This window comes from Janthinobacterium sp. 35, from assembly GCF_002754575.1.
In the GTDB taxonomy this organism is placed as follows: Bacteria; Pseudomonadota; Gammaproteobacteria; order Burkholderiales; family Burkholderiaceae_D; genus Janthinobacterium; species Janthinobacterium tructae.
In genome coordinates this window covers 1,273,158-1,285,751 of sequence record NZ_PEFN01000001.1, presented here as the reverse complement: position 1 = coordinate 1,285,751, position 12,594 = coordinate 1,273,158, and the positions used below count along the sequence as shown (strand labels likewise).

At 64.5% G+C, this 12,594-nt stretch carries 12 protein-coding genes; 1 reads left to right on the top strand and 11 read right to left on the bottom strand.

Annotated elements, in window-relative coordinates; all coding sequences use genetic code 11:
* The first annotated feature begins 113 nt into the window (after window positions 1–113).
* Entirely contained in the window at window positions 114–1,235 is a 1,122-nt protein-coding gene (locus CLU93_RS05820) for an acyltransferase family protein (protein ID WP_099764256.1), read from the top strand.
* 118 nt (window positions 1,236–1,353) lie between these two features.
* Here CLU93_RS05820 and CLU93_RS28155 read toward each other — a convergent pair whose 3' ends face one another.
* The 11 genes from CLU93_RS28155 to CLU93_RS05770 all read right to left on the bottom strand — a co-directional run bounded on the left by CLU93_RS28155 (window position 1,354) and on the right by CLU93_RS05770 (window position 12,592).
* Complete coding sequence (locus tag CLU93_RS28155; RefSeq protein WP_180287814.1) at window positions 1,354–1,506, bottom strand: hypothetical protein; 153 nt, start codon at window positions 1,504–1,506, stop codon at window positions 1,354–1,356.
* Window positions 1,507–1,585: 79 nt separating this feature from the next.
* On the bottom strand, window positions 1,586–2,902 hold the full coding sequence (locus CLU93_RS05815) for a tetratricopeptide repeat protein (RefSeq protein WP_099760354.1): 1,317 nt from the start codon (window positions 2,900–2,902) through the stop codon (window positions 1,586–1,588).
* A gap of 158 nt (window positions 2,903–3,060) precedes the next feature.
* Window positions 3,061–4,194: an ABC transporter ATP-binding protein gene (locus tag CLU93_RS05810; protein ID WP_099760353.1), complete on the bottom strand. Its 1,134-nt coding sequence runs from the start codon at window positions 4,192–4,194 to the stop codon at window positions 3,061–3,063.
* A 14-nt stretch (window positions 4,195–4,208) separates the two neighbouring features.
* A complete protein-coding gene (locus tag CLU93_RS05805) occupies window positions 4,209–5,555 on the bottom strand; it encodes an MFS transporter (RefSeq protein ID WP_099760352.1) in 1,347 nt (448 codons plus the stop codon).
* A 57-nt stretch (window positions 5,556–5,612) separates the two neighbouring features.
* Complete coding sequence (locus CLU93_RS05800; RefSeq protein ID WP_099760351.1) at window positions 5,613–6,641, bottom strand: glycoside hydrolase family 3 N-terminal domain-containing protein; 1,029 nt, start codon at window positions 6,639–6,641, stop codon at window positions 5,613–5,615.
* A complete protein-coding gene (locus tag CLU93_RS05795) occupies window positions 6,638–7,486 on the bottom strand; it encodes a carbohydrate ABC transporter permease (RefSeq protein WP_257224894.1) in 849 nt (282 codons plus the stop codon). Before CLU93_RS05795 ends, CLU93_RS05800 begins: the two co-directional genes overlap by 4 nt.
* Window positions 7,487–7,498: 12 nt before the next feature.
* Window positions 7,499–8,368 (bottom strand): carbohydrate ABC transporter permease, encoded by an 870-nt coding sequence (locus CLU93_RS05790; protein ID WP_099760350.1) that lies wholly within the window; start codon window positions 8,366–8,368, stop codon window positions 7,499–7,501.
* Window positions 8,369–8,375: 7 nt separating this feature from the next.
* Complete coding sequence (locus tag CLU93_RS05785; protein ID WP_099760349.1) at window positions 8,376–9,632, bottom strand: ABC transporter substrate-binding protein; 1,257 nt, start codon at window positions 9,630–9,632, stop codon at window positions 8,376–8,378.
* 113 nt (window positions 9,633–9,745) lie between these two features.
* Window positions 9,746–10,759, bottom strand: coding sequence for an SIS domain-containing protein (locus CLU93_RS05780; RefSeq protein WP_099760348.1), 1,014 nt, complete (start codon window positions 10,757–10,759; stop codon window positions 9,746–9,748).
* On the bottom strand, window positions 10,749–11,861 hold the full coding sequence (nagA, locus tag CLU93_RS05775) for an N-acetylglucosamine-6-phosphate deacetylase (protein WP_099760347.1): 1,113 nt from the start codon (window positions 11,859–11,861) through the stop codon (window positions 10,749–10,751). The genes CLU93_RS05780 and nagA overlap by 11 nt, the downstream gene beginning before the upstream one ends.
* A complete protein-coding gene (locus CLU93_RS05770; protein WP_096238325.1) occupies window positions 11,858–12,592 on the bottom strand; it encodes a GntR family transcriptional regulator in 735 nt (244 codons plus the stop codon). Before CLU93_RS05770 ends, nagA begins: the two co-directional genes overlap by 4 nt.
* Window positions 12,593–12,594 lie beyond the last annotated feature (2 nt).

Genomic DNA, 12,594 nt, shown 5'->3' with positions numbered 1-12,594 from the left:
CGGTCGCCAGCATGACTTGCGCCCGCTACGTTTGTATCCGGCGGCGTAAGGTTTTCGGCCGCCTCCTTGCCGCAAGCAGGAAGGCGGTTTTTCTCATCTGGAATTGTTTGATCATGACTATTGCATCTCAACGCTACCTCGCCCTCGACGTCCTGCGCGGCCTGACCGTGGCCCTGATGATCGTCGTCAATACACCGGGCGACTGGGGCAGCGTGTATGCGCCGTTCCTGCATGCCGAATGGCATGGGTTTACTCTGACGGACCTGGTCTTTCCCAGCTTTTTGTTTGTCGTCGGCAATGCGCTGGCCTTTGCGCTGGGGAAATATGAACACCTGGGCCATGGCGCCGTGCTGGCCAGGCTGTGCCAGCGCAGCGCGCTGATCTTTTTACTGGGCTTCCTGCTGTACTGGTTCCCTTTCTTCAAGATTGACGATGCGGGCCAGTTCGCCTGGTCACCGCTGTCGCATACGCGCATCCCCGGCGTGCTGCAGCGCATCGCTGTGTGCTACCTGGCCGCCGCTTTGATCCTGCATTACTGGAAGACGCGCGGCGCGCTGGTCTTTTGCGCCTGTGCCTTGCTCGGCTACTGGGCCATCCTGGCATGCTTTGGCGACTACAGCCTGCACGGCAATGCCCCGGCCAAGCTGGATCTGATCCTGCTGGGCGACAGCCACCTGTACCACGGCGAAGGCCTCGCCTTCGATCCGGAAGGTATTCTCGGCACCTTGCCGGCCATCGTCAACGTGATTGCCGGCTATCTGGCGGGCAGTTTTTTACGCCAGGCGACGCCGGCACGGCTGCGCTCCAGCCTGGTTCAGCTGGCCGTGGCCGGCGTCATCTGCGTGGCCGTGGCCCTGTGCTGGAATGAAGTATTTCCGATCAACAAGAAGCTGTGGACCAGCTCTTACGTGATGCTGGGCATCGGCCTGGACTTGCTGCTGCTGGCGCTGCTGATGTTCATCATCGATGTGCGCAAGATCACGGGCTGGACGTATTTTTTTGAAGTTTTCGGCAAGAACACCCTGTTCATTTACCTGGTGTCGGAAGTGCTGGTGATTATCGCGTTTACCGTGCACATCGGCAGCGGCAACCTGTACCAGTGGCTGTACCAGCAGTGGTTTACGGGCTGGGCGCCGGCGCGTGTGGGCTCGCTGCTGTTTGCCGTCAGCTTCATGCTGCTGTGCTGGCTGATCGCCTACGCCATGGACAAGCGCAAGATCTACATCAAGGTCTAGCGCTAGACCTTCAGCTTCAGGCCGTAACGCGTGGCCACTGCGGTGAAGAGCAGCCGCAGGTCGGCCGCCAGCAGGCCCAGCGCGAACCAGGCCATGAAATGGAGGCGTTGCCGATAGCTCAGCGCGGACCCGCATGTTCGAGCCAGAGGGCAATGCCTGGCATGCCAGCCAGGTAGTTGACCCAGATCATGGTGACGATCACGCAGCCGCGAAAGGCGTCCAGGCTGATCAATCGTTCAGGTGCCGGTGCGGGGGTGGTGGCTGGCGGCATGGAAGGAGGAAAAGGTCGAAAAAAAAGCAGCCCCGGCCTGAGCCGGGAACTGCTTTGCGCATGCTGCGGGGCGCCGGAATTACTGCGCCGCTGCTGCCGGTGCCGCCGCTGCCGTGGCAGGACGGTTCAGCCACAGGATCCAGTAGCGTGCCAGGTCGCCCACGCCGTCGCCGCCCTTGACCGTTTCCAGGACCTTGATGGCGTCGTCTTTCTTGCCGGCCATGGCGTAGGAATAACCGAGGCGCAGTTTGGCGTCTTCTGGACGCTTCAAGCCGCCCTTGGCGATGCCCTTCTGGATCAGGTCGATACCTTTGTCGAACTGGTCCATCGTCACGAAGGCGTAACCTAGGTTGATCAAGCCCGTGCCATCCTTGCTCTTCATGGCCGAGGCTTCGCCGCTGGCGATGCTTTTCGCATCGTCGGCGGCAGCCTTGTTGGCCTGGTCGCGCAGTTTCTTGTGCTTGGCGGCATTCGCGTCCGTGCCCAGCACGCCTTTGGCAAAGCCGGCGTCGAGGACTTTTTTCGCTTCTGTCGGGAAGGCGTTCTGCAAGGCGATTTCAGCCATGTCGCTGTAATCTTGCGGCGGCATGGTGCCCACGGCCTTGAATTGCAGGCGCAGCACGTCCAGCGCGAAGCGGTCCGAATAGCCGGCTTTTCCCTGCAGACGGCCCAGCAAGTCGCTCCAGTAGTCATCCGACGGGTAGTAGCGCACCAGGTTTTCCATGGCGATCAGGTAGGTGGCCGGATCCTTGCTCTTCGAGCCCGTGTTGGCCAGCAATTGCAGTTCTTCCAGGCTAGGTGTCTTGCCCGCTTGCTGTTGTGCCGTGATATCGGCCAACAATTCCTGTTTTGCACGCGCAAAGTCATTGCCCAGGTAATAGGCGCGCACGATGTACTTGCGTACGCTGGCGACATCGCCCGTTTCCGTCTGGTAGCGGGTGAACCATTTGATGGCGGTTGGATAATCCTTGGCGTTGTAGTGGTAGTTGGCCAGCGCCTGGATGAAGTCGCCCTGGGCTTTCTTGTCCAGCTTGCCCGATTCGATCACCGCTTCCAGTGCCGTCATGGCCATGGCCGTATTGTTGGTGGTGGAGGCCAGCGCCACGCGCAGGCGGTTCAGTACGAACAATTCGTAGGGCGTCAGGGCGGGAATGGCGGCTGCCTGGTCGATGCGACTTTGCACGTCGGCGTAGTTTTTCGCATCCATCGAGGCCTTCACGACAGCCGGATCGAGCAGCTTGAATACTTCAGGACGTACCGTGTCTGCGGGCACGGCGGCGGGTGCACCGGCGGCAGCGGCTGGCTTGGCATCCTGCGCGTGCGACAGGGCAGGCAGGACATTGAGGCCGATGGCGGCCAGGAGCAGGCTGAGACGGGCAAGACGGAACTGGGACATGGGTTATCCTTCAATCAATAACAAAAATACGCTCCGGTACTGCTTGCCGCAACAGGGCGCGGTGGCATTACCGGGGGCAGGGAATCTTAAAAAATACGTATTCTGCCATCCTGACCGCACAAGTCAAAGGGCGGCAGCATGGTAAACAAAGGCTATTGTCACATAAACGGCTGGGCTGGAGCGCCAAACGTGCGCGGCAGCGCCTGGCCCTCCGCATTGAACAGCAGGCAGTGCGCGCGTGGCAAGTGCAGGCAGAGGGCCTCGCCTGCCTGGCGCAAGCCCGCCTCGGCCGGCAGCTTGACGGCCAGCATCTCGTTTACCCCCTGCATGCTGGCGTAGACGATGGCCACGTCGCCCAGGTACTCGACATGGCTGACGGCCGCGTCGGCCACGTTGTCACCCGCATGGGCATGCGCGCGCAGGCTGACATGCTCGGCGCGCACGCCCAGGGTCAGCTGCTCGCCCGGCGTGACGCCATCACCGTGCGCCTCGACCTCGATGACGGCGCCGCCGGGCAGGCGCACGGCCACCGTGCCGGGCCCGCAGGCGACGGCCTCGCAAGCGAGGAAGTTCATCTTCGGCGCGCCCAGGAAGCCGGCCACGAACAGGTTGCCGGGATGGTTGTACAGCTCGTGCGGACTGCCCACCTGTTCGATGCGCCCGCCGTTGAAGACGACGATGCGCTCGCCCAGGGTCATGGCCTCGACCTGGTCGTGCGTAACGTAGATCATGGTGGTTTTGAGTTCCTGGTGCAGGCGTGAAATCTCCACGCGCATCTGCACGCGCAGCGAGGCGTCGAGGTTCGACAGCGGTTCGTCGAACAGGAAGACCTTGGGTTTGCGCACGATGGCGCGGCCGATGGCCACGCGCTGGCGCTGCCCGCCCGACAGGTCCTTCGGTTTGCGTTTGAGCAAAGGCGTGATCTGCAGGATCTCGGCCGCGCGTTCGACGGCGGCGCGCACCTCCGCCTTCTTGTGCCCGGCCAGGCTGAGGGCGAAGGCCATGTTTTCGTACACCGTCATGTGCGGGTACAGGGCATAGCTCTGGAAGACCATGGCCAGGCCCCGCTCGGCCGGCGCGATATCGTTGGCCAGCTTGCCGCCGATATGCAGCTCGCCATCCGTGATGTCTTCCAGCCCGGCGATCATGCGCAGCAGGGTCGATTTACCGCAACCGGAAGGCCCCACGAAGACGACGAATTCGCCGTCGCCGATAGCGAGGTCGATGCCGTGGATGACCGTGTGCTTGTCGTCGTACAGCTTGACGATATTCTTTAAAACGATATGTGCCATGTGGTGGTTCTATCCTAGCTGGCGCTGGCTGGCGCCTGGGGGGAATCGGCCTTGCTCAGGTCGGGTTTGCCGGCATCGGCCTTGGCGCCGATGCGCATGAAGCGCGACAGGATCAATACGGGCACGGCCGACACCAGCACCCACAGGAAAAAGGTCTTGTAGCCGAGCGCCGTCTGGATGTCGCCGCTGATCATCTTGAACAGCACGAAACCGAGCTGCATCACGCCGGTGGCGAACGCATAGTGGGCCGTCTGGTACTTGCCGACGGAGACCACCTGCATCATGAACAGGATCAGGCCGACGAAGCCGAAGCCGTAGCCGAACATTTCCACGCTGAGTGCGGCCGTGATCAGGGTCAGGTCGGTGGGCATGCTGTGGCTCAGGTAGTAGAACACCAGATTCGGCAAATTCATGGCCAGGATCAGGAACAGCATGGCGCGTTTCAGGCCCAGCCAGGAAGTGAAATAGCCGCCGCCTACGCTGCCCAGCAAAAAAGCGACGGTGCCGGCCGTGCCGTACACGGCGCCCACTTCCGTCGTCGACAGGCCCAGGCCGCCCAGCTCGCGCGCTTCGCGCAGGAACAGCGGGCCGATGGTCTGCACTTGCGCCTCGCCGGCACGGAACAGGATGATGAAGGCGATCATGCCCCAGATGCCGGGCTTTTTCAGGAAGTCCACCAGCACGTCCCACAGGGTGCCGCTGATGCCGGCCACGCTCTTGTCGGCCACGGCAACGTTGCGCACCTGCGGCAGCGCCCACAGGTGATACGCGGCCAGCGACAGCATCATGGCGCCGATGATCAGGAAAATCACCGACCAGGCAGGCTTGACGCCGATATTTTTTTCCAGGTAGCCGGCCAGGATCACCAGGCCGCCCAGCGAGATAAACTTGCCCGCGTTGAAGAAGGCGCCCTGCCAGCCCGCGTAGGCCGCCTGCTGTTTGTCGGACAGGCTGGCGATGTACAGGCCGTCGCAGACGATGTCGTGCGTCGACGAAGCCAGCGCGGCGACGAACAGCACGGCGATGCAGGCGGCGAACCACAGCGGCGTTTGCAGCGCCAGCGCGATCAGGCCCAGGCTCAGGCCGCCGAGGAACTGGAACAGCACCACCATGGTCTTCTTGCTCGACGCCAGCTCCAGGAAGGGGCTCCACAGCGACTTGAAGACCCAGGCAAAGCCGATCAGGCCCGTCCAGCGGGCGATCTGGTCGTTCGGCACGCCCATGCTCTTGAACATCAGGCCGGCCACCAGGGCCACCGCGTAAAACGGCAGGCCCTGGGCGAAGTACAAGGTGGGCACCCACGAAATCGGGCTGCGGACGCCGCCCTTGCTACGGTTGCTGCTGCTGGTCTTGTCGTTCATGGATGCTTCCTCGGGTCGTCTTGAAAGTGCGGTTTGGTTCGGTGGCAAGGGCGGTGCTCACTGGCAGCGCCGCCTGGCCTCGGCCATGATGATGCGGTCGGCCGCCTCTTGCGCGTACACGCCGCTGGCGGCCGGGTAGCGTGCGGCCATGGCCGCCAGGCGCTGCAGCCGCGCCCCCACGGCCTGCAGCGGCAGGGCGCCAGAGGCCAGCGCGGCGCCCACGTCGTCCAGCGCGGCCGGCAACTGCGCGGCATCGGCCAGCAGGGCCATGTCGGCGCCGGCGGCCAGGGCGCGCGCGCCGACATGCCCGCCCTGCGCGTCGATGCCGGGCGTGAGCAGCACGCCGCCATAGCTCCACTGCTGGCGCAGCAAGCCATGCATCACCGCGCGCGACAGGCTGGCGGGCTGGCTTGCGTCGAGGGCCGGATAGACCACGTGCGCGCTCAGCATCGAGGCCGTCTGCGTGGCGGCCTGGCGAAACGGCACGAAATCGTGTTCTTCCAGCTGCGAGCGGGTCTTGTCGACGCTGGGCAGCTGGCCACCGGCGCCGTGCTGCGGCAGGTTCAGCCTGGCGCAGCACGCCACGCCCTCGGCCTGGCAGCCCGCCGTCCAAGCTTGCGCCATGGCGGCCGCTTGTGCCGGATCGCCGCCAAACGCCTGCGCCGCGCCAGGCGCCCGTGCGGCGCCGGTGTCGAGATTGATCAGGGGCGCCAGCAGCCAGTTGATGCCCAATGTGCGCAAGCCGCGCGCCGTCGCCGCGCCCGTGCCGTTGGCCAGCTCCGCGTCGCCGACGGCGCACAGGTCCATGGCGCCCGGCGGCTGCGGCAGCCAGGCGGGGTAAGCCTGGGGCATGCCGGCCGGGTCGATGGCGATCAGCGCTTGCGGACCCAGCGCGCGCCGCAAGTCCGCACTCAGGCGCGTCAGCTGCGCCGCATCGCGCAGATTGGCCGCGTGCAGGCACACGGCGCGCACGCCGCTGGCCTGCAGCCATTGCGCCGTGGCCGCATCGAGTTCGGCGCCGGGGATGCCCGTCATCAGCAGCTGCCCGGCAAGCCGGCGCAGGTCGGTGGCGATGGCGGCGCTCATTTGACGGCGCCGTCCATGCCGCGCATGAAGAAGCGCTGGGTAAACAGGAATGCCAGCAGGGTCGGCACGATGGTGATCAGGGTGCCGGCGGCGATCACGCGCGTGCTGCTGCCAAACGTGCCGCGCAAATACAGCACGCCGACTGACAGCGGGAATTCATCGGGTTTGCTCATGACGATGGAGGGCCAGATGTATTCATTCCACGATTCGACGGCCGTCAGGATGCCGACGGTGGCCAGCCATGGCGTGATCAGGGGCAGCATGATGCGGCTGAAGATGACCCACTCGGAGGCGCCGTCGACACGCGCGGCGTCGATCAGGTCTTGCGGCACTTCCTCGAACGCCTGCTTGAGCAGCAAAATGGCCACCGCCGTCACCACGTTGGGCAGGATCACGCCCGTGTAGGTGTCGACCAGGCTCATTTGCGTGATGGTGATGAAGTTGACGAGAAAATTGACTTCCGACGGCAGCACCAGGGTGGCCAGGATCAGGCCGAACACGAGTTTGCGGCCACGGAATTTCAGGCGCGCCAGCGGATACGCGGCCAAAGAGCACAGCAGCAGTTTCCAGAAGACGGTGAACACGGCGATCAGCACGGAGTTCTTGAAGAACGACCAGATGGGAATCGCATGGAACACTTCGATGAAGTTCACAAAGGACGGCGCCTTCGGCCAGAAGGTGGGCGGGAAGGCGAAGATATTGCCTTGCGTGGAAATGGCCGTCACCAGGGTCCACCAGAACGGGAAGACGCAGACGACGGCGATTGCGCACAGCACGGCATAGTGGCCCGCATATTGGACTATGCGTTGCAGGCGGGTTTTCAGGGGGCGGGAACGGGTTTTCATGGTCAGTCCCTCTTAGCGATGCTTGGGTTTCAGATAGCGCAGGCACAGCAGGGCGATGGCTATGCAGAACAGCGAGACGACGAAACTGGCGGCCAGCGCGCGCGGCAGTTTCAAGTGCTTGAGGCCCTGGTCATACGCGTAGTACAGCGCCGTGAAGGTCGAGTTCATGGGCCCGCCCTGGGTCAGCACGTCGACTTCCTGGTAAGCCTTTAGGGCCGCCAGCACGGACAGGATAGTGCACAGCATGATGGTGGGGCGCAGCATCGGCACGGTGATTTTCCAGAAGCGCTGCCAGCGGTTGGCGCCATCGAGCATGGCCGCTTCCTGCATGTCCGACGGGATCGACTGCAGCGCCGCCAGGTACATCACCATGTACCAGCCCAGGCCGCGCCACAGCGTGACAAACATGACGGCGAACAGGGCCAGGCTGTCGTTCGTCAGCCAGCCCACGGGCGCGTTCACCAGCTTTAAGGTCAGCATCACGTAGTTCAAGGCGCCCTGTTCGTGGAACATGAAGCCCCACATGATGCCGACCACGGAAACGGTGGTCACCACGGGTACGTAGAAGGCGGCGCGGAACAAACGGATGCCGGGCAGGCGGTCGTTCACCAGCACGGCCAGCACGATGGCGCCCACCTGCACGAAGGGCACCATCAACAAAAACATCAGCGAATTCTTCAGGCCCGAGACGAACATCTCGTTGTTGAAGATGTAGCGGAAGTTATCCAGGCCGACGAAGCGCGTCTCGCGTATCAGGCTGTAGTCGGTGAACGCCAGCACGGAGCCGTAGCCGACGGGCCAGAAGGAAAAGGCGGCCAGCAGCAGCAGGGCGGGGGCGAGAAACAGCCAGGCTTGCAGGGTGTGGCGGTGGGTGAGTTTCATGCTGTCCTCAGTGGCGCGGCAGGGTGGCCAGCTTGCGGTTCCAGATGGCGACGGCCTGGTCCAGCGCCTGTTGCACGTCCTGCTTGCCCGTCACGCCCGCCTCGACGGCTTTCACCAGCGAGCGGCGCAATTCGTCGTAGTCGTCGATGCCGGCCACGTACAGGGTGCGCGAGTGGCCCATCGACAGGGCGCCGGCAGCGACGGCTTTCTCGGCCGCGCCCGCGTTCTGCGGCGTGGATAGAAAAAACGGATCGGCCGCCGCCTTGACGGTGGTGGGAAAGACGCTGGCCTGCTTGGCGAATTCCAGCTGGTTGGCGTCGTTCGTCAGGAAGCGCGCGAACTTGCCGACCGACGGCAGCAGGCGCGCCGGCACGCCTTTTGGAATGGCGAAGTGCACCAGCCAGCCGCCGTCGGCGATGCCGGTGGGACCCCGCGGCGCGGGCGCCACGTCGGTGATGGCGTAGATCTCTTTCGCGTCGCCGCGAATGCGCTGCATGGCCGTGGGCGGCGCCAGCAGCATGCCCAGGCGGCCGCCCTTGTAGGCGTCGATCACGGCCGGGAAGTTATCTTCGGCGAACAGGCTTTCCTTCAGCAGGCCGCCGACCTTGTAGGTGTCGGCCAGTTTTTGCACCAGCGCCACGTGCTGCGGCGAATTGAAGACGGCGCGGTTATCGGTAATGACGGCCAGGCCCTGCTGCATGAACAGGCCATCGATTTTCGACAGCGCGGGGGCGATGCCGGCCTTGCCCGTGCGTTGCGCGATCTGGCGCGCGAACGCCAGCTGTTCATCGAGGCTGGCGGGGCCGCGCGTGAGGCCCGCCTGCTTGAAAATATCGGTATTGAAGGCGATCACCGCGACATTGCTGTACATGGGAAAACCATAGGTGCGGCCCTTGAAGCGCAAGTCTTCCAGGGCGCTGGGAATGTAGCTGGCGCGCGCCTCCGCGATCAGGCCATCGATGGGCGTGAGCAAGCCGTCGCGCGCAAATTCATCGGCCCAGGGCACGTTCAGGCTGACCAGCGCGGGTGGCGTGCCGGCCACGATGCGCGTGACCAGCTTGGTCTGGATGATGTCCCACGGGAAGTCGATCCATTCGATCCTGACGCCGGGATTCTGCGATTCATAGCGCGCCACCACCGCATTGAAATACGGCGTGAACTTGGGCTTCATGCTGAAGGTCCAGAATTCGATTTTCTCGGCAGCCCATGCCTGTGGCGCGAGCAGGCCCGCGCAGGCAAACACCGCCAACAGTCTCTTGATCATTATTATTATCCCGGCCAGTGGCCCCGTAAGTGCCGGGGTCGGACCCTCAGGGGCTAGGTGCCCCCGTCCGACCCCCGTCTCTGCCTTTTTGGGGGTAAGTTACTACTTCTTGCTTAGTTTGTTTTTGTTACTTTGCTCAGGTGACGCGGTGCATCCGGGTCCATGCCGCGCGCGGCCGACAGCTTCGCCGCCATCACGTAGAAGGACTGGATGGCGACGATCGGGTCGAGGTCCGGCGTGGCCGCCACGGGCAGGGTCAGGTCGCGCTCGGCCACATCGCTTGGCGCCGCCAGCAAGACCTTGGCGCCGCGGCCGCGCATCTCCGTTGCCAGTTGCAGCAGACCGGCTTGCGTCGGGCCGCGCGTGGCAAAAATCAGTAGCGGGTAGCCGTCTTCGATCAGGGCCATCGGGCCATGCTTGATTTCGGCGCCGCTGAACGCTTCCGCCTGCAGGGCCGAGGTTTCCTTGAATTTCAGTGCCGCTTCCAGCGCCACTGGGAAGCTGATGCCGCGTCCCACGACCATGATGTTGCGCGCCGGCGCCAGCACGTCAATCGCCGGCGACCAGTCGACGCGGGTCGCTTCGAGCAGCGCTTCGGGCAGCGCTTCCAGACCCGCCTGTAGCTCGGGGTCGTTCTGCCACTGGGCCACCATGCGCGCACCGGCGACCAGGCTGGTGATGAAGCTCTTGGTGGCGGCGACGCTTTGTTCCTTGCCGGCGCGCAGGGGCATGGCCCATTCGGCGGCGTGCGCCAGCGGCGAATCGATGTCGTTGACGAGGGCCACGGTGGTGGCGCCGCCGTCGCGGAAGTAGCGGATCGGTTCGACCACGTCCGGGCTCTGGCCCGATTGCGAGATCGAGATGGCCAGCGTATCGCGCGTTACCAGCGGCGACTTGTTCAGGGTCACCAGCGACATCGGCAGCGAGGCGACGACACGGCCCAGGCGCGCCATGATCAGGTAGGCGACGTAGTTGCAGGCGTGGTCGGAGCTGCCGCGCGCGATGGTCAGCGCGGTCGAGAACGAGGTGCTCCTCAATTTGCGGCCCAGTTCCGCGTAGCGTTCCGTGTCGCTGGCCAGTTGCAGGGCGACGCATTCGGCGGCGGAAATGGCTTCTTTAAGCATCATTGAGGTCACAGATTTCTCCTTCTATATACACAGCTTTGAGTTTGAGATCGCGATCGAGTACCACCAGATCGGCGTAAGTGCCGGGGGCCAGCCGGCCGCGTTCTTCCAGGCCCAGGTAATCGGCGGCATTGGTCGACACGCGCTTGGACGCGTCGGCCAGGTCCAGTCCCAGTCCCACCAGGTTGCGCAGCGCCTGGTCCAGGGTCAGGGTGCTGCCCGCCAGCGTGCCGTCGGGCAGGCGCACGCCGCCCATGCATTTCTGCACGGCGTGGCGGCCCAGCATGTATTCGCCGTCCGGCATGCCGGTGGCGGCGGTCGAATCGGTGACGCAGTACAGGCGCGGGATGGCGCGCAGGGCCACCTTGATGGCGCCCGGGTGCACGTGCAGCAGGTCGGGAATCAGTTCCGCGTATTCGGCGTGCGCCAGGGCGGCGCCGACCATGCCCGGCTCGCGGTGGTGCAAGCCGCTCATGGCGTTGAACAAATGCGTGAAACCCATGGCGCCGTGCTCCAGCGCGGCCACGCCATCCTCATAGGAGCCGAGCGTGTGACCGATCTGCACGCGCACGCCGGCGTCGGCCAGGGCACGCACCAGGTCCAGGTGGCCGGCGATTTCCGGCGCTACGGTGATGACGCGCAGCTTGGCCAGCGTTTGCAGGCGTTCGATTTCGGCCAGCGTGGCGGCGCGCGCGTAGTTCGGCTGCGCCCCGAGTTTGCCGGAATTGATGTACGGGCCTTCCAGGTGGGCGCCCAGCACGCGCGCCGTGTTCGGGCGGCGGTGGTTGGCAGCGATGCCGATGGCCGTCAGGGCCATGTCGATATCTTCCGGCGGCGCCGTCATGGTGGTGGCCAGCAGGCTGGTGGTGCCGTGGCGCGCGTGGATGGCGGCGATGGTGTAGACGGCGTCGCCGCCTTGCATGATGTCCTTGCCGGCGCCGCCATGCACGTGCAGGTCGATAAAGCCGGGCAAAATATAGTCGTCGCCATTGGTCGACGGGTGGAGGGACTCGCCCGTGATGCTGTCGACGCGCTCGCCGAAGGCGATGGCGCCGTGGATCCAGCCGCCGGGGGTAAGGATATTGCCTTTGATAGTGCTGCTCATCTGCGCGACTCCGCTACGAATTCATAATAATCACTGCGGCAATACGAGTGGGTCAGTTCCACCGCTGCGCCGTTGTCGAGATAACTGACACGGGTGATGTGCAGCATGGCTTCACCCGTCTTGATATTGGCCAGCTTGGCCTGTTCCGCCGTGGCGTTGACGGCGCGGATATGCTGCAGCGCGCGCATCGGGATGGTGCCGCGCGACTCCAGGTAGCCGTACAGCGAATCGGTGACCTGCTGCGGATCCGGCATGTACAGCGCGGGGATGGTGGTCGTCTCGATCGCCATCACCACGTCGTCGGCCGTGCGCAGGCGGCGCAAGCGCGCCACCGGCATGTGTGGCGACAGGCCCAGCGACAGCAGTTCCAGCGGCGCCGCCGCACCGATATCGCGCTGCAGCCAGCGCGAGCCGGCCGTGAAGCCCCGCTGGCGCAATTCTTCCGAAAAGCTCGTCAGGCGCGACAGCGGCTGCTCCAGCTTGGGCGTGATGTAGGTGCCCGAGCCGCGCCTGCGCGTCAGCATGCCCCGGTCGCACAGCATGTCGATGGCCTTGCGCGCCGTGACGCGCGAGATTTCCAGGATGTCCGACAGCACGCGCTCGGAAGGCAAGGCCTGGTTGGCACGCCAGTCGCCGCTGGCGATGCCGTCCGACAGCATGTTCGCCAGCTGCATATAGAGCGGCGTGTCGCTGGCGGGATTCGGTTTGAAGGCGGACAGTTTGGTCAGCATGG